This is a genomic window from Stenotrophomonas sp. 78350_Sma, from assembly GCF_056482105.1.
The window spans coordinates 258,197-276,171 of record NZ_CM151182.1; the positions used below are offsets into that span (position 1 = coordinate 258,197).

Consider the following 17,975-nt stretch of genomic DNA (forward strand, 5'->3'; position numbering starts at 1 on the left):
AGCCATGAGCCACTCGATGACGACGGAACTGGACGAAGCACAGCAGGCGTACCGCGAGGCGGCGCGCGACTTCGCACTGGCCGAACTGGCGCCGCACGCCGCGCGATGGGATGCGGAGGGCATCTTTCCGCGCGAGGCGATCGCCAAGGCCGGTGAACTGGGCTTCTGCGGTCTGTACATGGACCCGGAAGTGGGCGGCAGCGGCCTGAGCCGACTGGACGCCGCCGTCGTCATCGAGGAGCTCGCCAACGTCGATCCGTCGACCGCGGCGTACATCAGCATCCACAACATGGCCTCGTGGATGGTGTCCAAGTGGGGCCAGCCGGCACTGCGCGATGCGTGGGGCACTGACCTGTCCTCGGGCAACAAGCTGGCCTCGTACTGCCTGACCGAACCGGGTGCCGGTTCCGATGCGGCCTCGCTGAAGACCACCGCCGTGCGCGATGGCGATTTCTATGTGCTGAACGGCTCCAAGGCCTTCATCTCCGGTGCCGGTGCCACCGAGCTGCTGGTGGTGATGGCACGTACCGGCGGTGCCGGTGCCGGTGGTGTCAGCGCGATCGCGGTGCCGTCGGACCTGCCGGGCATCAGCTTTGGCCGCAAGGAAGAGAAGATGGGCTGGAACAGCCAGCCCACCCGCGGCATCACCTTCGAAAACGTCCGCGTGCCGGTCAGCCACCTTCTGGGAGAGGAAGGCGGCGGCTTCAAGCTGGCGATGAAGGGGCTGGACGGCGGCCGCATCAACATCGCTGCCTGCTCGCTGGGTGCCGCGCAGGGCGCGCTGGATGCCGCACGCCGCTACATGGGCGAGCGCCGCCAGTTCGGCAAGGCGCTGGCCGAATTCCAGGCGTTGCAGTTCAAGCTGGCCGACATGGTCACCCAGCTGGTGGCTGCACGGCAGATGGTGCACACCGCCGCACGCAAGCTCGATGCCGGTGCCAGCGATGCCAACGTGTGGTGCGCGATGGCCAAGCGCTTCGCTACCGATGCCGGTTTCACTGTCTGCAATGAAGCGCTGCAGATCCACGGTGGCTACGGCTACATCCGCGAATACCCGATCGAGCGCCTGCTGCGTGACTGCCGCGTGCACCAGATCCTGGAAGGCACCAACGAGATCATGCGGGTGATCGTTGCCCGTCACCTGCTCAACACCGAAGAGGAACTGCGATGAAGGATTGGCGTACCCAGGAGCACGTGGGCCTGAAGGTCGAGGTCGATGGCCACACCGCCGTGGTCACCCTGCACAACCCGCCCGCGCACACCTGGACCGTGCACAGCCTGTCGGCGCTGCGCGACCTGGTCGGCGCGCTCAATGCGGACCGCGAGATCTACGCGCTGGTGATCACCGGTGACGGCGAGAAGTTCTTCTCCGCCGGTGCCGACCTCAACCAGTTCGCCTCGGGCGACAAGGCCGCCGCACGCGAAGCGGCACGCCGTTTCGGCGAAGCGTTCGAAGCACTGTCCGGTTTCCGTGGCGTGTCGATCGCTGCGATCAACGGCTATGCGATGGGCGGTGGCCTGGAATGCGCATTGGCCTGTGACCTGCGCATCATTGAAGACCACGCCCAGGTCGCGCTGCCGGAGGCCACCGTCGGCCTTTTGCCGTGCGCCGGTGGCACCCAGAACCTGCCGCGCCTGGTCGGTGAGGGCTGGGCCAAGCGCATGATCCTGCTGGGTGAGCGCATCAACGCCGAGACCGCGCTGCGCATTGGCCTGGCCGAAGAAAAGGTCGGCAAGGGCGAAGCCAAGGCACTGGCCCTGGAATGGGCGAAGAAGGCCGGCAAGCAGAGCCCGACCAGCATCGCCGCCTGCAAGACCCTGGTGCAGTCCACCCGCACCGGCACCCACGCCTCGGCGCTGGTGGCCGAGCGTGAAGCCTTCGTCGACCTGTTCGACACCGCCGACCAGGTCGAGGGCGTGACTGCCTTCCTGGAAAAGCGCGCCGCGCAGTGGAAGAACGCATGAGCACCGACACCGCTGCCGACGACGCACCGGTGCTGTTCGAAGAGCGCGTGGCCGGCAACGGCGCGCGCATCGGCATCGCATCGCTCAACGCGCCGCGTACGCTCAACGGTTTCTCGCTGCCGATGGCACACCTGCTGCTGAAGCAGTTGAATGCCTGGGCCGACGACGACGGCATCGCCATGGTGGTGCTGCAGGGCGCCGGTGAAAAAGCATTCTGTGCCGGAGGTGACCTGCACAGCCTGTACAAGAGCATGGTTGCCTTCCGCGAAGATGGCCGCCGCGACATCCGCGAGAACGACTACGCAGCCGAGTTCTTCGACGTCGAGTACCGCGTCGACTACCTCATCCACACCTACGCCAAGCCGATCCTGTGCTGGGGCCACGGCATCGTAATGGGCGGCGGCATCGGCCTGATGTCCGGTGCCAGCCACCGCGTGGTCAGCGAGCGTTCCAAGCTGGCCTTCCCGGAAATTACTGTCGGCCTGTTCCCCGATGTCGGTGGCAGCTGGCTGCTGCCGCGCGTGCCGGGCAAGGGCGGCCTGTTCCTGGCCCTGACCGGTGCGCTGCTCAATCCGGGCGATGCCATCTATGCCGGCCTGGCCGACGTGCACGTGGCCGAAGAACGCCGCAGCGCGGTGTTTGATGCGCTGCTGCAGGTGGCGTGGTCCAGCGATGCCGCGCACAACCACGAACGCCTCAGCCATCTGTTGCAGTCGCACGCCAGCGATGCCGCCACTGGCCCGCTGCTGGCCCATGCCGCGCAGGTCGATGCGCTGTGCGAAGGCGATGACCTGCAGGCCATCGTGGCGCGCATTGCCGGCCTGCAGACCGACGATGCCTGGCTGCAGGCCGCACAGAAGACCCTCGCCGCCGGTGCACCCGGTTCGGCACGGCTGTCGTACGAACTGCAGCGCCGCAGTGCCGGCCAGGATCTGGCCGCAGTCTATCGCCTGGAGTACATCGTCGCCCTGCATTGCGCCGCCCATGGCGATTTCGCCGAAGGCATCCGCGCGCTGCTGATCGACAAGGACCGCAATCCCCAGTGGAACCCGGCCACCCTGGCCGAGGCCACCGGCGCGTGGGCCGACACCTTCTTCGCTTCGCCCTGGGCCGATGCCGCGCATCCGCTGGCCGACCTGGGCACTCCCCTTGTTGAAAGGAGCCTTGCATGAGCCGCATTGCATTCATCGGGTTGGGCAACATGGGTGGCCCGATGGCCGCCAATCTGGTCAAGAACGGCCACACCGTGCGCGTGTTCGATCTGGTCCCGGCCGCTGTGCAGGCCGCCGTCGATGCCGGTGCCAGCGCGGCCGCGTCGGCGCGCGAAACCCTGGCCGATGCCGAGGTGGTGATCTCGATGCTGCCGGCCAGCCGCCATGTCGAAGGCGTGTACCTGGGCGACGACGGCATTCTTGCCGCGATTCCGGCGGGTGCACTGGTCATCGATTGCAGCACCATTGCCCCGGCCAGCGCGCGCAAGGTCTCGGAAGCGGCCGCCGCGCGTGGCCTGCAGATGATCGACGCGCCAGTATCCGGCGGTACCGCCGGTGCCCAGGCCGGCACCCTGACCTTCATCGTCGGTGGCGAAGAGGATGCGCTGGAACGTGCGCGCCCGGTGCTGCAGGCGATGGGCAAGAACATCTTCCACGTCGGTGCCAGCGGCGCAGGCCAGGTGGCCAAGCTGTGCAACAACATGGCGCTGGGCGTGATCATGGCCGTCACCGGTGAAGCCATCGCCCTGGGCGTGGCGCATGGGCTGGACCCGAAGGTGCTGTCGCAGATGATGGCGGTCAGCACCGGCCGCAGCTGGGCCACTGAAGTGTGCAACCCGTGGCCGGGCGTGCTGGAGAACGCGCCGGCCTCGCGCGGCTACAGCGGCGGCTTCGGCAGCGATCTGATGCTGAAGGACATGGGCCTGGCAGTGGAAGCGGCGATGAGTGTCGGCGCCTCGATCCCGCTGGGCGAAGTGGCCCGCAACCTGTACTCGATGAACCACCAGGCCGGCCGCGGCAAGCTGGATTTCTCCAGCGTCGTGCAGCTGATCACCAGCGACCAGTAACTGGTCGCTGGTCCGCGCATTCCACCTTATCCCCGCGCCGTTGGCGCGCCCCCTTGAACAACAAGGGGGCTCTTCTCCAGAACGAAGGGGGCTCTTCTCCAGAAGGATGGATGCGCGCCGCAGCGAATGCGTCCCCGGCCACGTGCCGGGGCCCACCCGAGGTGGGATGGGCGGATGCCCGGTTTCGACCGGCATCCGCCCATTTTTTTGCCCCGCGCGGGTAGTGCCGGCCGCTGGCCGGCATCACCCCATCAGGCAACGATCAGCGTCACGTCGATGTTGCCGCGGGTGGCATTCGAGTACGGGCACACGATGTGCGCCTTCTGCACCAGCTCTTCCACCTGCTCGCGCGGCACGCCCGGCACGTTGATGGTCAGCTCGGCTTCGATGCCGAAGCCGGTCGGGATCTGGCCGATGCCGACCTTGCCGGTCACGGTGGTGTCGGCCGGCAGCGCGACCTTGGCCTGGCCGGCCACGAACTTCAGCGCGCCCAGGAAGCAGGCCGAGTAGCCAGCCGCGAACAGCTGTTCCGGGTTGGTGCCCGGGCCGCCGGCGCCGCCCAGCTCGCGCGGGGTCGACAGCTGGATGTCCAGCACGTTGTCGGAGGAGACGGAACGGCCTTCACGGCCGCCGGTGGAGGTGGCCTGGGCGGTGTACAGAACCTTTTCGATGGACATCGGGATGCTCCTGGTCGGTGGGTGGGTGGTGCGTTGGAGCCTACTTTGCCCGGTTTCCGCGTACGTTGGGTTGCAATGCGTACGAAAAACTTGATCGATCGTCCTGGTGACCTAGATCGTCCATTCGCGGTCGGTGGTGAACATGATGGTCAGCCAGCGGTCCGGTGAGGCCTCGCCCAGCGCATCTCCGATCTCGTCGCGCAGCTGATCCCATTCCACCAAGGGCCGCGGCGGGTCGTTTTCCGGCACCACGAAGAACAGCTCGATCTGCTCGCCACGCCCCACCTGCGCCACGTAGCTGCGGTGCTCGACGAAGCCGTGCTTGGCCACGATCGCGCGTGCCACCGCATCCACGTGCGCCTGCAGTTCCGGCGGGGTGACCAGCAGGATGCCGGCCAGCGCCCGGCGCACGGTACCGAGCGGGGCGATCATCACCAGCACGCAGACGAAGGCGAGGATGGCCGGGTCGATGTACGGCCCGATCCACGCCAGCGAGGTGCCCTGCACCAGCACGCCGCCGAGGAAGGCCAGCAGGTAGCAGGCCGACATGCTGGCCGCGATCACCCAGTTCTTCGCGTCCAACGCGATGAATTCCGAGCCGATGCGGCGGTTGGCGCGCAGGATGAACCAGGCCAGCGCACCTTCGCCCACGATCGACAGCCCGGCGAAGGCAATGGCCGGGCCCAGCGCGATATGGCGGCCACCGGACATCAACGCATCCACCGCATTGACCAGGGCATACAGCGCCGCGCCGATCATCAGCGTGCCGCTCACCCCCAGCACGATCGGCTCCAGATGCCAGAAGCCCATGGTGAAGCGCTGGTTGAGCCGCGATTGCAGCGCATCGGTCTGAGTGGACAGCGCGATCAACCGCGCCACCAGCAGCGACAGCCAGGTCATCACCACGTCGATCAGGCCGTAGATGCCGTCGAAGATGATCAACGAGGAATTGGCCAGCAGGCCGAACACCACGGCCGCAGCGGCCAGCAGCAGCGAGGCGGCAATCGACAGGCGCAGCACGCCCTGTTCGGTGGCGGGGTCGAAGAACTGCGGGCGATCGGTAGCCATGCCCCGATTGTAGAGCGGAGCCATGCTTCGCTGCCGTTGCGGCCTGCCGACGCTGTCCCTGGGCAGCCCCGTGCCGTAGACTGCCTCCCTCCCACGTACCGACGCCCGCCTGCAGTGATCACGCCACCCTGACCCTTGCCGTACATCGGCAGCCGGCCCGCCCGGCTCAGGAACCCGTGTCTTTCCACTGCAGCGCCATGCGGCCACGCCCGCCTGCGCGCGGAGTTTTCCCATGCAAACGTCCTACCCCCTGCGCCAGCAATGGCTCGGTAACATCCGTGGCGACCTGCTCTCCGGCATCGTCGTCGCCCTGGCCCTGATTCCCGAGGCCATCGCGTTCTCGCTCATCGCCGGCGTCGACCCCAAGGTCGGCCTGTATGCCGCGTTCTCCATTGCCGTCATCACCGCCATCGCTGGCGGCCGCCCCGGCATGATCTCCGCCGCCACCGGTGCAATGGCGCTGGTGATGGTCGACCTGGTCAAGGACCATGGCCTGCAGTACCTGTTCGCTGCCAGCATCCTGGCGGGCCTGCTGCAGGTGCTCGCGGGCGTGTTCAAGCTGGGCTCGTTGATGCGCTTCGTCTCGCGCTCGGTCATCACCGGCTTCGTCAACGCGCTGGCGATCCTGATCTTCCTGGCACAGATGCCCGAGCTGATCGGCCGCGGCCCGACGGTGTACGTGCTGTGCGCCGCCGCGCTGGCGATCATCTACCTGCTGCCACGCATCACCCGCGCGGTGCCGTCGCCGCTGGTGGCCATCGTCGTACTCACTGCCGTGGTGATCGGCTTCGGCGTGGAGGTGCGCAGCGTCGGCGACATGGGCCAGCTGCCCGACAGCCTGCCGCATTTCCTGCTGCCCGACGTGCCGCTCACCTGGGAGACGCTGCGCATCCTGCTGCCGGTGTCGGCCACGCTGGCGGTGGTCGGCCTGCTCGAATCGATGATGACCCTGCAGATCGTCGAGGACATCACCGAGACGCCCAGCGAGCGCAACCGCGAATGCGTCGGCCAGGGCGTGGCGAACACGGTCACCGGCTTCCTCGGCGGCATGGCCGGCTGCGCGATGATCGGCCAATCGGTGATCAACGTGACCTCCGGTGGCCGCGGCCGCCTGTCCTGCCTGGTGGCCGGCGTGGTCCTGCTGGTACTGGTGGTGTATGGCAGCGACCTGGTGCGGCAGATCCCGATGGCCGCGCTGGTGGCGGTGATGATCATGGTCAGCATCGGCACCTTCAGCTGGCGCTCGCTGCGCGACCTGCGCACGCATCCGCGCAGCTCGTCTGCGGTGATGCTGCTGACCGTGGTGGTCACCGTGGCCACCCACGATCTGGCCAAGGGCGTGCTCAGCGGTGTGCTGCTGTCGGCCCTGTTCTTCGCGCGCAAGGTTGGCCGCATGCTGGACGTGCGGCGCGACGATGCCGGTGACACGCAGGTCTACCGCGTGCGTGGACAGGTGTTCTTTGCCTCGGCGGGGCAGCTGGGAGCGGCGTTCGACTACCAGCACGTGGCGCCGAAGGTGCAGATTGATCTGCGCGATGCCCACCTGTGGGACCTGACCGCCGTGGCCGCGCTGGAGCGGGCGCAGGAAAAGCTGGCCGCGCACGGTGCCGAGGTGACGGTGGTCGGACTCAATGCGGCCAGCAAGACGTTGATCGAGCAGGTGGGTGGCGCGCGCAGCGCTCACTGATCCGGCCATGTGGCCCGGTAGCGCCGGGCCACGCCCGGCGAATGAAGCGGTCGCGGTCAGGCCTTGCCGGCCTGCACGATCAGGTGCACCCCAAGCGCCGACAGCACACGTTGCACGGTATCGAAGCGTGGGTGTGCTCCGGGGCGCAGCGCCTTGTACAGGCTCTCGCGTCCAAGACCGGAGACCTCGGCAACGCCGCCCATGCCGCGGGCGCGCGCCACTGTTCCGAGCGCCTCCTGGAAGTGGCCCGCATCACCAGCTGCCAACGCCTCGCTCAGATAGGTGGCGATTGCGATGTCATCATCTGCCGACAGCAGGCCCGTGGGCCTGTATTCCTTACGCCATCATGGCCCGCGGCCCATGCTGCTGGGTCTGCTGGTCGATCTTCTGCTGCTCGCGCTGCTGATCGCTCACCTGCAAGGCCCGCTCGCTGTTCTCCTGCACGCTCTGGCGCATCGCGTCAGCGGTCGATACCGGCGCGGTATTGCGGTTCAACGCGCTTTCGTCATGCAGTGCATTGGCCTGCACCGCGCGCGCCATCGAGCCATCCTGGTTCAGCTCAACGCGATCAACCCGGTACAGGCCGGCGCGCGCAGCTTCCACGGTAAGCGCAGCGGCCAGCTTCTCGCTGTGCTCGCCGGAGGGCAGGCCACGCGCTTCCTCGGCGAACTTCACCTGCACCAGGGTCTCGGTGTACAGCCAGTTCTGCGGGCTGCGCGGGTCGGACATCGGGTACACCGTCTCGCGCGCTGGCTCGGCCGCTGCCTGCTGTTCCGGGGTGTTGCCCTGTCCCTGCGCACGCTGCTGCACTTCATTGGCCAGCGCCTGGCGGGTCTCCGCATCGGCGATGCCAGTCGCAGGCAGGCCATGCTGCTGCTGGAAGGTGTTGATCGCGTGGCGGCTGCCGCTGCCCAGATAGCCGTCGCTGCTGATGGCCTGGCCCTTGGCGTCGGTCAGCCCCAGCGCGGCCAGGTTGCCCTGCAGTTCGCGCGCGTCACGGTCGATCGCGGCCAGCGTGGCTGGGCCCGCCTTGCCGTCCACCGGGTCGAGATTGTGCTCGCGCTGGAAGTCTTCCACCGCCTTGCGGGTAGTGGCATCGAAGCGCCGGTCCGGATTCAGCGTCTGCTGGCCGTCAGCACTGGCATGGCCCAGCGTGACCAGGTTGCTTTCCAGCTTCAGCACATCACGGCCGCTGGACCCTTCCTTCAACGTCTGCGAACCGGCCTGCTGGCGCGGTGCGCCGATCTGGCCCAGCGCCACCTGGATATCGGCGTCGTTGTGCTCACCGGCAGGCGAGTAGTCGCGGCTGCTGACCTTGGCATGGGCGCGGTCCATTGCGTCCTTGTTGTTGGCATACGCGTCCTCGTAGCGCACGGCGATGTCGCCGGCCTTGGGCGCATCGAAGTACTGGTAGGTTTCGCGGATCTGCCCGGCCTTGGCGCGCAGCGCCTCGTAGTCACCGCCGTCTTCCAGCACTTTCTGCAGCTTGGGCAGCTGGCTGGGCAACTGGTTGGCGGTCTTGGCGATCAGGCTGATGGCTTCGAAGCGGTTTTCCTCGGCGATGCCGCTGCCGTGTGCGTCCACCATCGTCATGCCGATCCGGGTGGCGTTGCGCACCTGCGGGTAGTCGATGTTGGCGTGGATCCACTGCTTGCCCTCGGCCGAACCGGCCCAGGCGTTGATGCTGTCGCGCGTGTTGGTATCGATGAACTGGATCGAGCTGCGCCCGCTCAGGCCATTGCCGTGGCTGAGCAGGTCGCGGCGCAGGTCGGCGTGGTCCTGGGTGAAAGGCAGGTTGTGCGCCTTGGCATAGCTGCTGGCCTGATCGATCACGGCGTCGACATAGGTCGTTTCGCCGGCCTTCAGTGCATGGCCGTCGATGGCGCCCAGCGCCCATTCGCCACGCTGGCCGAAGTCGACCTGGATCGCGCCCAGGCTGTAACCGCTGTTCTGCGCGACTTTGTTCACCGTGCCCCAGTGCGGTTCGGTCACGCCCTGGGTGATGCCGGCGATGGCCAGATGGTAGGAGGCGGGGCCACCTTCGGTGCCACGGCCGACGGCGAAATACACGGCGCCGGAGGTGGCATCGAGATCGTGGGTATCGATGTTGGTTGGCATGTCTTACATCCTTGTGCAGTCAGAGGGTGTGCCCCTCATGGGTCAGTCCAGCAGCTGGAGATACTTCTGCAGCTGGTCGGCACGCGCGCTCAGGCGCATCACATCGTTCAGCTCGCCCTGCAGGTTGCCGGGCTGCGAATCGTCGTAGAGCGCGGTATCCAGTTCTCCATCGCGGCTGCGCGACTGCAGCCACGCGCGCTGGGCATTCACCAGCTTGGTCTTCTTCGCGCCACTCAGCTTTGCCTGCAGCTGGCGGTAGGCCTGGTTCAGGCGCTGGTCCTGGCGCGCGCTTTCCGAGGTAAGGCAGGCGGCCTGCTCGACCGCACCCTGCGCCTTGTCACGGCAGGTGGTGAAGGTCGGGCTCAGCCCGGTGGCCGCCGGTGCTGCGGTTGCCGTGCCGATGGCCAGGGTGGCGACGGCCAGCGCGGTGGCGAGGGTCCTGCTCAAACGCTTGTGCTGCATCATCTGCTCCACACGTCCAATCCATTGCGAGCGCTGGACTATAACGGCGTCAATATTTCGTCGTCGTCAACGAATCGCGACAACTGTGACCGGTTGCCCGTCATTGCGGGTGGGCGCCGTCCGGTCTGCGTACGGCCCTCGGGCCGGGGGCGCTGCAGCGGTATCCGGGCGCCACCCGCTGCCATTCAGCCACCCGGTGTAAACTATTGATCTCACTGGCAATGCCAGTCTCCACGATCAACACCCCGATGACGTCCGCCACCGCCCGTTACGCCGATTCCCTGCGCCTGTCCGTTGCCCCGATGATGGACTGGACCGATCGCCATTGCCGCGTGTTCCATCGCGTGCTGGCGCCGGGCGCACGCCTGTACACGGAAATGGTGCACGCCAACGCGGTCATCCACGGCGATCGCGAGCGCCTGCTCGGCTTCGATCGCAGCGAACAGCCGCTGGCGCTGCAGTTGGGCGGCAGCGATCCGGCCCTGCTGGCGCAGGCTGCGCGCATCGCCGCCGAGTGGGGGTATGACGAGGTCAACCTCAACTGCGGCTGCCCATCCGACCGCGTGCAGGCCGGGCGTTTTGGCGCTTGCCTGATGCGTGAACCGGTGCTGGTGGCCGAGTGCGTGGCGGCCATGGTCAATGCGGTCGACATCCCGGTGACGGTGAAGTGCCGCCTGGGCGTGGACGAGGACAACGACTACGACGTGTTCGCCGCCTTCGTCGACCGCCAGGTCGCCGCCGGCGCGGCGATGGTGGTGGTGCACGCGCGCAATGCGTGGCTGAAGGGCCTGTCGCCCAAGGAGAACCGCGAGGTTCCGCCACTGAAGTACGACTGGGCCTACCGCCTGAAGCAGGAGCGCCCGGCGCTGCCGGTGGTGATCAATGGCGGCCTGGCCAGCATCGAGGCGGTACAGGCGCAGGCCCCGCACGTCGACGGCGTGATGCTGGGCCGCGCGGCTTACCACGACCCTTACCTGCTGCATCAGCTGGAGGCGCTGCACACAGGCGCCCCGCTGCAGGCCCGTGGCGATCTGCTGCGCGCGCTGCGCCCCTACGTGGAAGCGCGGTTGGGCGAAGGCCTGGCGCTGAAGCACATCACCCGCCACCTGCTCGGCCTGTTCCACGGCCAACCTGGTGGCCGCGCGTTCCGCCAGGTGCTGAGCGAGGGTGCACACCGCCCAGGCGCCGATTGGACCCTGGTCGAGCAGGCGCTGGCGGTCACCGAACGCGAAGCGGATCGTGCTGCAGCGTGATAACGGTCACACTCCTGGCTTGACAAGGCGCGCCGATTCGTCCCGAATGTTCACTTAGCTGAACAACGCAGGGGCGAGGCCGGAAAAGTTCAGACCGGATTCACCGCCCCAAACCAAGAATTTGCAAAGGAATTGTAAAGCGCCGGGTCCCGAACCCGGCTCCCGGATTTACGACTTTTGAACGAATCGCCGAGCTCGGCTAGGATCGCATCGATGTCTTCCGCTCCCTTCCATCGCCGCATTGCCTTCGCCACCTGCGTGGTGCTGTCGGCTGTGCCGCTGTCGTCGGCGCTGGCGCAACAGCCGCCGCGCGGCGACCAGGGGCGGGCGGAGATGATGGAGCGGGGCGAGCGTGGCAACCGTGGCGACGAGCGTTCGCTGTCCGATGCCGTGCGCCGCGTGCAGCGCACCACCGGCGGCCACATCCTCGGCGCCGAGCGCGTGCCGTTCGATGGTCGTGACATCAACCGGGTGAAGTACATGGACGACCGGGGCCGGGTCCGCTACATGGACGACCCTGCACCGTCGCGTTCACAGCCGCGCACGCCGCGGTCGGATATGTCATCACTACGCGGCGATAACCCCTGAACAGGGATAGTTGTCGCTATCAACCCGTACCCCACAGGCCTCCGGGCCACACCCAGGACACTAGGGAGAGTTCATGCGTATCCTTCTGGTCGAAGACGAAGCCCCGCTGCGTGAGACCCTGGCAGCCCGGCTCAAGCGCGAAGGCTTTGCCGTCGATGCTGCGCAGGACGGCGAGGAAGGCCTCTACATGGGGCGCGAAGTTCCGTTCGATGTCGGCATCATCGACCTCGGCCTGCCCAAGATGTCGGGCATGGAGCTGATCAAGGCCCTGCGTGACGAAGGCAAGAAGTTCCCGGTGCTGATCCTGACCGCACGTTCGAGCTGGCAGGACAAGGTCGAGGGCCTGAAGCAGGGCGCCGACGACTACCTGGTCAAGCCGTTCCATGTGGAGGAGCTGCTGGCCCGCGTCAACGCGCTGCTGCGCCGCGCCGCCGGCTGGAGCAAGCCGACCCTGGAATGCGGCCCGGTTGCCCTTGACCTCGCCGCGCAGACCGTCAGCGTGGCCGGCAGCAATGTCGACCTGACCAGCTACGAGTACAAGGTGCTGGAGTACCTGATGATGCATGCCGGTGAACTGGTCTCCAAGGCCGACCTCACCGAGCATATCTACCAGCAGGACTTCGACCGCGACTCGAACGTGCTGGAAGTGTTCATCGGTCGCCTGCGCAAGAAGCTGGACCCGGATGGCGAACTGAAGCCGATCGAGACCGTGCGCGGTCGCGGCTACCGTTTCGCGATTCCGCGCAACGAGGGCTGAGCCGGCTCAGCCTGGCGAGACCATGATGTCCGGCCGTCTGTGGTTCTTCCGACGCTGGCGGCCGCGCTCCCTGCAGGCGCGCCAGATGCTTGCCGCGTCCGTGGGCCTGGTCGCGTTCCTGGCGCTGGCCGGTTACGCGCTCGACGCCGCCTTCGCCGATACGGCGAAGGCAAACCTGCGTGAGCGCCTGAAGAACTACGCCACCGCTTACGCGGCCGGCATCGACTTCACCCGCGACCGCTCGCTGTACATCCGCGAGCAGCCGCCGGATTCGCGCTTCGACGTGCCGGGCAGTGGCCTGTACCTGCAGGTGGTGATGCCGCACGGCAAGGGCAATTCGATGTCCGCCGAAGGCCCGATGCTGCCCACCGTCGGCGGCGGCCTGCTGGCGCCGCGCCAGGAAGTGTTCGAAGGCCCGCTGCCGATGATCCAGATCGACGGCAGCCAGGGCTCGGTGTACCGCTATGGCCTGGGCCTGGTGTGGGACGCCGACGCCGACCCGGCCACCGAATTCCCGTACACCATCTACGTGATGGAAGACTCGCGCGCACTGGGTGCGCAGCTGCGCGTGTTCCGCGGCCGTGTCTGGTTCTACCTGGGCGGCATCGGCCTGATCCTGCTGCTGCTGCAGACCGTCATCCTGCAGTGGAGCCTGCGCCCGCTGCGTCGGGTGATCACCGAGCTCACCAAGGTGCAGCGCGGCGAGACCGAGCGCATGAGCGAGCGCCACCCGCGCGAGCTGGAACCGCTGACCGACAGCATCAACGCCTTCATTGAAAGCGAGCGCGAGAACCTCGAGCGCCAGCGCAACACCCTGGCCGACCTGGCACACAGCCTGAAGACGCCCATCGCCGTGCTGCGCACGCAGATGGACAGCGGCGCCGGCGATGGCGCGCTGCGCGAGGAACTGGACGTACAGCTGCAGCGCATGAACAACCTGGTCTCCTACCAGCTGGCACGTGCCGCATCATCGGGCCACAAGCTGTTCTCCGCACCGCTGCCGATCGAGTCCAACGCCGAGGAAATCGTACGTGGCCTGGAAAAGGTCTACGCCTCCAAGGGCGTGCTGTGCGAGTTCGACATCGACCCGGCCGCGCGCTTCCATGGCGAACCGGGCGACCTGCAGGAACTGCTCGGCAACCTGCTGGAAAATGCCTTCAAGTGGGCCAGTCGCCGCGTGCTGCTGACCGCGCAGCCGCTGCCGGCACCGAACGCCCGTCGTGCGGGCCTGCTGCTGGCGGTGGACGACGATGGTCCGGGCATTGCCCCGGACGACATCGGCAAGGTGTTGCAGCGTGGCGTGCGTGGCGACGAGCGCGTGCAGGGCCACGGCATCGGCCTGTCGATCGTGCAGGACCTGATCAAGGATTACCGCGGCGAACTGGCCGTCGGCCGTTCCAGCGAACTGGGCGGCGCCCGTTTCGAAGTGCGCCTGCCGCCGGGGCCTTGAGCCGCGCGTTCCCGTCCGCCGGGCATCGCCTGGCGCAACAACGCGTGCTGTTCCGGTAGTGCCGGCCGCTGGCCGGCAACCTCATGATCTTCGGTGGCATTGCCAGGGTGCCGGCCAGCGGCCGGCACTACCGTATTTCGATCTTCGGCGGCTCGCCATAGAACCGCCGCAGTTGCGCGGCCACCTCCGGCAACGCCTGCTGCAGCAGATCCGGCGCCGAGAAGTGATACTCGCTGGCCACCGCGAAGAACTCTTCCGGTGCTTCGGCCGCATACGGATCGATCAGCGTTTCTTCGCCTGCGTCCACCTGCGCACAGAAGGCGTCGTAGGCGCGCTGGAAGGTGGCGGCCCACTCGCGCTGCCATTCGCGCGGCAGCGGCGGCGTGCCGTCCATCGCGTCATCCAGCGCATCCAGCTTGTGCACCATCTCGTGCACCGCCACGCAGTAGCCCTCGTGCGGCGCGGCCAGGTCGGCCTGCACGTCGGCCCAGGACAGGATCAACGGACCGCTGTCCCACGACTCGCCGATCAGCTCGTCATCCCACTCGTGCAGCACGCCGGCCGCATCCATGTGGCTGCGGTGCACGCGGAACGCGTCGGGGTAGATCACCAGTTGCGACCAGCCCTCCAGTCCCACCTTGCCGAACTCCAGCAGCGGCAGGCAGCACAGCGCGGCCAGCAGCACGCCATCGCCGGCCTGCAACTGCAGATCACCGATCGGGGTGATGGTCTTCTCGTGCAGGAAGCGCGTGGCCAGCTCGCGCAGGCGCGCGCGGCGTTCGTCGTCCAGGCCGCGCAGCCACGCCGCGCGTTGGCAGGCGTCTTCCCAAAGTGCATCGTCGATCGGCCGCGGCGCAGGCCGCAGCCACTGCAGCAACGACTTGATCAGCGGAACATTCCCGGCAGGTAGCTGTGCCACTTCGGCGCGCGGATGCGCGGCAGCATGTCGTCGTCGCTACCACCGCCGCCGGTGGTGGTGCTGGCCGCCGGGCGTACCGGTGCCGCCTTGGTGCTGGCGGCCGATGCGCTGGCGGTGGGTGCGCGCTGCGAGGCGGCATCGCCGTTGGAGGACACGCAGGCCCCACGGCTGTCGTCCAGCGCTGCCGTCGCAGACGCCGCGAAGGGCATCGTCAGCAGGATCAGGCAATGGGCATAACGGCGCATTGACGACATCCACGTTAAGGGAAGGTGAGTTCCCGATTCTAGCCCGAACCCGGCGCCCCGTTGGAAGCCCTCGCGGAACCCAGCGTGGCGGGCGTCGTTGGCAGCTTTCCCGCATAATTCCGTCCTGACTTCGTGGAAGCTGCCGTGGACGACCGCCAATTGCTGGCCAAACTCGCTGCCGGTCGCCTCTCCGGCGACGCCCTGGCCCGTGAGCTGGGCCAGACCCGGGCGGCCATTTGGAAGCGTATTCAAGGACTTAGAGCCGCCGGTGTGGACATCGAGGGCCGCGCTGGCGAGGGCTATGGCCTGACCCGGCCGGTCGATCTGCTGGACCCGGCCGCGATCCGCGCCGGCCTTCCCGCCGACGCCCAGGCCCTGCTGCATGACCTGCAGGTGGCCTGGACAGTGGACTCGACCAACGCCGAATTGCTGCGTTGCAGCGCGCCCCAGCGCGGGGTGAGCGTCCTGCTGGCCGAACGCCAGACCGGTGGCCGGGGGCGCCGCGGCCGCACCTGGGCCTCGCCGCTGGCAGCGCACGTCTACCTGTCGGTGCTGCGCCTTTACTCCGGTGGCCTCGGCCGCCTGGCCGGGCTGAGCCTGGTGGCCGGCATCGCCGTGGCCGAAGCGCTGCACGATCTGGGGTTTACCCAGGCGCAGCTGAAGTGGCCGAATGATCTGATCGTTGATGGCCGACGCAAGCTGGTCGGCCTGCTGGCCGAGGGCGGTGGCGAATATGCCGGCCCGGCGCGCGCGGTGATCGGCATCGGCATCAACACGCACATGCCGCCGTCGTTCGCCGAGCAGATCACTCAGCCATGGGTGGATCTGGACACGCTGGCTGGCAAGCCGGTGGACCGCAACGTGGTCGTTGCTGCCGTGCTGGCGCGCCTGCTGCCGGCGCTGGAAGAATTCGATCGCGAAGGCCTCGCTCCATTCCTGCCGCGCTACGCTGCCTTCGACATGCTGGCCGGCCGCGAAGTACGGGTGGAGCTGGATGGACAGTGGCAGCACGGCACCGCACTCGGCCTGGCCGATGACGGCGCACTGCGCGTGCGCATCGATGGCCAGGAACGCCTGCTGCACGCCGGCGAAGTCAGCGTGAGGGCGGCATGAGCGATTGGTTGTTCGACCTCGGCAACTCGCGCTTCAAGTTCGCGCCGTTGCAGGGTGACCGTGCCGGCGACGTGCAGGCCTGGGCACATGGCGCCGAAGGCATGGCCGGGCAGCCGCCGCACAGCCTGCCCAGCGGCACCACCGCGTTCGTGGCCAGCGTGGCCGCACCGTCGCTGACCAGCGCCATGCTGGACCAGCTGCAGCGTCGCTTCGCGCACGTGCACGTGGTACGCACCAGCGCCGAATGCGCCGGTGTGCGCATCGCCTACGCCAGGCCGGAAAAGTTCGGCGTCGACCGCTTCCTGGCCCTGCTGGCCGCTGCCAAGGCGCAGCGCCCGGTGCTGGTGGTGGGCGTGGGCACCGCACTGACGATTGATCTGCTCGACGCCGACGGCCAGCACCACGGTGGCCGCATCTCCGCATCGCCCACCACCATGCGCGAAGCACTGCACGCGCGTGCAGTGCAGCTGCCCGCGAGCGGCGGCGACTACAGCGAATTCGCCAACGACACCGCCGACGCGCTGGCCTCCGGCTGCGATGGCGCCGCGGTGGCGCTGGTCGAACGCAGCGCGCAACAGGCGCATGCGCTGCTGGGCGTGGCACCGTCGCTGCTGGTGCACGGTGGCGGCGCACCGGCGCTGATGCCGTTGCTGCCCGGCGCCGACTACCACCCGTCGCTGGTGCTGGATGGCCTCGCCCGCTGGGCGGTGCACCAGCCCGCAGGCTAGTATCCGCGCATGCTGACCCGTGCCCTGATCGTCGTACTGGCCATCCTCAATCTTGGCGTCGCCTGCTGGTGGCTGCTGCGCGATGCACCGCAGAGGCCTGCGCCTGCGCCGCAACCGGCTGGCGTCGCCGAGCTGCGCTGGGTACGCGGTGGCGTGGATGCCAATGCCGCAGCCGAGGTATCCGCCGCCGCCCCGACTGCACCGCTGATGGAGCGCGAACCGGCCGCGAAGACCGCAGTGGCTGCGACGCCTGCACCCGCGACGGCCGTGCCGGCAAAGCCGGAAATTGCCAAGTCGCAGGTGGCTGAGGCTACGCCGGTTGCTGCCGCTGCCAAGCCGGTAACACCGCCTGCAGCCGCCCCGGCGCCAGAAAAACCCGCAACCCCGCCCGTGGCTGCCGAACCGCCGCGCTGCGTCGCGCTGGGCCCATTTGCCGACCGAGCCGCCGCGACCAGCGCGCAGGGCAAGGCCAGCACGCTGCTCAGCCAGGTGCGCCTGCGCGAACAGCCCGCTGCCAGCGGCAGTGCCCGTTACCGGGTGATGCTGCCGGCGGCTGCCAGCCGCGAAGAGGCCCAGGCCACGGTGAAGCGCATCGTCGCCGCCGGCCTGAGCGACTACTACATCATCAGCCAGGGCGAGGACGCCAACGCCGTGGCGCTGGGCCAGTACCGCAACCGCGAAGGCGCCGAGCGCCGCATGGCCGCCGTGCAGGCCGCCGGCTTCCAGCCGCGCCTGGTGGCCAGCGGCGACGCTGGCCAATGGTGGCTGGAAGGGCAGCTGGCGGCGGGTACGCAGCCGGCGCAGGCCCAGCAGCGCAGCGGCGCGGCACAGAGCCGGTCGCTGGAATGCGCAAGGTTGCGCTAGAATCCCCGGACCGCGGCACTGC

19 protein-coding genes are annotated in these 17,975 nt (G+C 68.0%); 12 read left to right on the plus strand and 7 right to left on the minus strand.

Annotated elements, in window-relative coordinates; translation table 11 throughout:
- Positions 1-4: 4 nt before the first annotated feature.
- From ACZK4H_RS01085 to mmsB, 4 genes are read left to right on the plus strand one after another with little or no spacing between them, the layout of a single operon-like run.
- Complete coding sequence (locus ACZK4H_RS01085; protein WP_099551530.1) at positions 5-1,171, plus strand: acyl-CoA dehydrogenase family protein; 1,167 nt, start codon at positions 5-7, stop codon at positions 1,169-1,171.
- On the plus strand, positions 1,168-1,965 hold the full coding sequence (locus ACZK4H_RS01090) for an enoyl-CoA hydratase (protein WP_099551529.1): 798 nt from the start codon (positions 1,168-1,170) through the stop codon (positions 1,963-1,965). The genes ACZK4H_RS01085 and ACZK4H_RS01090 overlap by 4 nt, the downstream gene beginning before the upstream one ends.
- Positions 1,962-3,137, plus strand: a complete 1,176-nt coding sequence (locus ACZK4H_RS01095; protein WP_099551528.1) for an enoyl-CoA hydratase/isomerase family protein — start codon at positions 1,962-1,964, stop codon at positions 3,135-3,137. Before ACZK4H_RS01090 ends, ACZK4H_RS01095 begins: the two co-directional genes overlap by 4 nt.
- Positions 3,134-4,024, plus strand: a complete 891-nt coding sequence (mmsB, locus tag ACZK4H_RS01100; RefSeq protein ID WP_099551527.1) for a 3-hydroxyisobutyrate dehydrogenase — start codon at positions 3,134-3,136, stop codon at positions 4,022-4,024. The genes ACZK4H_RS01095 and mmsB overlap by 4 nt, the downstream gene beginning before the upstream one ends.
- A 251-nt stretch (positions 4,025-4,275) precedes the next feature.
- On the opposite strand, the gene ACZK4H_RS01105 is transcribed toward mmsB, so the two are convergent.
- Both ACZK4H_RS01105 and ACZK4H_RS01110 read right to left on the minus strand, forming a co-directional pair.
- Positions 4,276-4,701, minus strand: coding sequence for an organic hydroperoxide resistance protein (locus ACZK4H_RS01105; protein WP_004153735.1), 426 nt, complete (start codon positions 4,699-4,701; stop codon positions 4,276-4,278).
- Between the two features lie 111 nt (positions 4,702-4,812).
- Positions 4,813-5,793 (minus strand): cation diffusion facilitator family transporter, encoded by a 981-nt coding sequence (locus ACZK4H_RS01110; RefSeq protein WP_099551526.1) that lies wholly within the window; start codon positions 5,791-5,793, stop codon positions 4,813-4,815.
- A 208-nt stretch (positions 5,794-6,001) separates the two neighbouring features.
- Here ACZK4H_RS01110 and ACZK4H_RS01115 point away from each other — a divergent pair, with 208 nt between their 5' ends.
- Positions 6,002-7,456 (plus strand): SulP family inorganic anion transporter, encoded by a 1,455-nt coding sequence (locus tag ACZK4H_RS01115; protein WP_099551525.1) that lies wholly within the window; start codon positions 6,002-6,004, stop codon positions 7,454-7,456.
- A gap of 56 nt (positions 7,457-7,512) precedes the next feature.
- Here the strand turns inward: ACZK4H_RS01115 and ACZK4H_RS01120 are convergent, their stop codons facing one another.
- The 3 genes from ACZK4H_RS01120 to ACZK4H_RS01130 form a co-directional block, all read right to left on the minus strand.
- Complete coding sequence (locus ACZK4H_RS01120; protein WP_239503726.1) at positions 7,513-7,722, minus strand: addiction module antidote protein; 210 nt, start codon at positions 7,720-7,722, stop codon at positions 7,513-7,515.
- Between the two features lie 70 nt (positions 7,723-7,792).
- Positions 7,793-9,574 carry a peptidoglycan-binding domain-containing protein gene (locus ACZK4H_RS01125; RefSeq protein ID WP_099551523.1) on the minus strand — a complete coding sequence of 594 codons (1,782 nt, stop codon included), beginning with the start codon at positions 9,572-9,574 and terminating at the stop codon, positions 7,793-7,795.
- 42 nt (positions 9,575-9,616) lie between these two features.
- Positions 9,617-10,036: a lysozyme inhibitor LprI family protein gene (locus ACZK4H_RS01130; RefSeq protein WP_239503727.1), complete on the minus strand. Its 420-nt coding sequence runs from the start codon at positions 10,034-10,036 to the stop codon at positions 9,617-9,619.
- Between the two features lie 221 nt (positions 10,037-10,257).
- Here ACZK4H_RS01130 and dusA point away from each other — a divergent pair, with 221 nt between their 5' ends.
- The 4 genes from dusA (at position 10,258) to ACZK4H_RS01150 (ending at position 14,084) form a co-directional block, all read left to right on the plus strand.
- Positions 10,258-11,289: a tRNA dihydrouridine(20/20a) synthase DusA gene (gene dusA, locus ACZK4H_RS01135; RefSeq protein WP_099551521.1), complete on the plus strand. Its 1,032-nt coding sequence runs from the start codon at positions 10,258-10,260 to the stop codon at positions 11,287-11,289.
- Between the two features lie 213 nt (positions 11,290-11,502).
- Positions 11,503-11,877, plus strand: coding sequence for a hypothetical protein (locus tag ACZK4H_RS01140; protein WP_049431386.1), 375 nt, complete (start codon positions 11,503-11,505; stop codon positions 11,875-11,877).
- A 73-nt stretch (positions 11,878-11,950) separates the two neighbouring features.
- Complete coding sequence (locus tag ACZK4H_RS01145; protein WP_004136763.1) at positions 11,951-12,634, plus strand: response regulator transcription factor; 684 nt, start codon at positions 11,951-11,953, stop codon at positions 12,632-12,634.
- A 25-nt stretch (positions 12,635-12,659) separates the two neighbouring features.
- Entirely contained in the window at positions 12,660-14,084 is a 1,425-nt protein-coding gene (locus tag ACZK4H_RS01150) for an ATP-binding protein (RefSeq protein ID WP_099551613.1), read from the plus strand.
- 127 nt (positions 14,085-14,211) lie between these two features.
- Here the strand turns inward: ACZK4H_RS01150 and ACZK4H_RS01155 are convergent, their stop codons facing one another.
- Complete coding sequence (locus ACZK4H_RS01155; RefSeq protein ID WP_185959196.1) at positions 14,212-15,003, minus strand: M90 family metallopeptidase; 792 nt, start codon at positions 15,001-15,003, stop codon at positions 14,212-14,214.
- Entirely contained in the window at positions 14,970-15,248 is a 279-nt protein-coding gene (locus ACZK4H_RS01160) for a hypothetical protein (RefSeq protein ID WP_010486993.1), read from the minus strand. The genes ACZK4H_RS01155 and ACZK4H_RS01160 overlap by 34 nt, the downstream gene beginning before the upstream one ends.
- A gap of 144 nt (positions 15,249-15,392) precedes the next feature.
- Between ACZK4H_RS01160 and birA the strand changes: the two genes are divergently transcribed.
- Genes birA through ACZK4H_RS01175 form a run of 3 tightly spaced genes read left to right on the plus strand, consistent with a single transcriptional unit; the run spans position 15,393 to position 17,953 of the window.
- The gene (gene birA, locus ACZK4H_RS01165) at positions 15,393-16,361 is read left to right on the plus strand and encodes a bifunctional biotin--[acetyl-CoA-carboxylase] ligase/biotin operon repressor BirA (RefSeq protein WP_099551518.1); all 969 of its coding nucleotides are present in this window, start codon (positions 15,393-15,395) and stop codon (positions 16,359-16,361) included.
- Positions 16,358-17,089 (plus strand): type III pantothenate kinase, encoded by a 732-nt coding sequence (locus ACZK4H_RS01170; RefSeq protein WP_099551517.1) that lies wholly within the window; start codon positions 16,358-16,360, stop codon positions 17,087-17,089. The genes birA and ACZK4H_RS01170 overlap by 4 nt, the downstream gene beginning before the upstream one ends.
- A 9-nt stretch (positions 17,090-17,098) precedes the next feature.
- Entirely contained in the window at positions 17,099-17,953 is an 855-nt protein-coding gene (locus tag ACZK4H_RS01175; RefSeq protein ID WP_099551516.1) for an SPOR domain-containing protein, read from the plus strand.
- Positions 17,954-17,975: the final 22 nt, after the last annotated feature.

Bases quoted from the DNA above. Each gene is read 5' to 3' on its own strand.
- ACZK4H_RS01085 (WP_099551530.1), top strand. From the start codon at position 5: ATGAGCCACTCGATGACGACGGAACTGGACGAAGCACAGCAGGCGTAC.
- mmsB (WP_099551527.1), top strand. From the start codon at position 3,134: ATGAGCCGCATTGCATTCATCGGGTTGGGCAACATGGGTGGCCCGATG.
- ACZK4H_RS01145 (WP_004136763.1), top strand. From the start codon at position 11,951: ATGCGTATCCTTCTGGTCGAAGACGAAGCCCCGCTGCGTGAGACCCTG.
- ACZK4H_RS01090 (WP_099551529.1), top strand. From the start codon at position 1,168: ATGAAGGATTGGCGTACCCAGGAGCACGTGGGCCTGAAGGTCGAGGTC.
- ACZK4H_RS01115 (WP_099551525.1), top strand. From the start codon at position 6,002: ATGCAAACGTCCTACCCCCTGCGCCAGCAATGGCTCGGTAACATCCGT.
- ACZK4H_RS01125 (WP_099551523.1), bottom strand. From the start codon at position 9,574: ATGCCAACCAACATCGATACCCACGATCTCGATGCCACCTCCGGCGCC.
- ACZK4H_RS01150 (WP_099551613.1), top strand. From the start codon at position 12,660: ATGTCCGGCCGTCTGTGGTTCTTCCGACGCTGGCGGCCGCGCTCCCTG.
- ACZK4H_RS01095 (WP_099551528.1), top strand. From the start codon at position 1,962: ATGAGCACCGACACCGCTGCCGACGACGCACCGGTGCTGTTCGAAGAG.
- ACZK4H_RS01130 (WP_239503727.1), bottom strand. From the start codon at position 10,036: ATGCAGCACAAGCGTTTGAGCAGGACCCTCGCCACCGCGCTGGCCGTC.
- ACZK4H_RS01105 (WP_004153735.1), bottom strand. From the start codon at position 4,701: ATGTCCATCGAAAAGGTTCTGTACACCGCCCAGGCCACCTCCACCGGC.
- ACZK4H_RS01170 (WP_099551517.1), top strand. From the start codon at position 16,358: ATGAGCGATTGGTTGTTCGACCTCGGCAACTCGCGCTTCAAGTTCGCG.
- ACZK4H_RS01140 (WP_049431386.1), top strand. From the start codon at position 11,503: ATGTCTTCCGCTCCCTTCCATCGCCGCATTGCCTTCGCCACCTGCGTG.
- dusA (WP_099551521.1), top strand. From the start codon at position 10,258: ATGCCAGTCTCCACGATCAACACCCCGATGACGTCCGCCACCGCCCGT.
- ACZK4H_RS01160 (WP_010486993.1), bottom strand. From the start codon at position 15,248: ATGCGCCGTTATGCCCATTGCCTGATCCTGCTGACGATGCCCTTCGCG.
- ACZK4H_RS01175 (WP_099551516.1), top strand. From the start codon at position 17,099: ATGCTGACCCGTGCCCTGATCGTCGTACTGGCCATCCTCAATCTTGGC.
- ACZK4H_RS01110 (WP_099551526.1), bottom strand. From the start codon at position 5,793: ATGGCTCCGCTCTACAATCGGGGCATGGCTACCGATCGCCCGCAGTTC.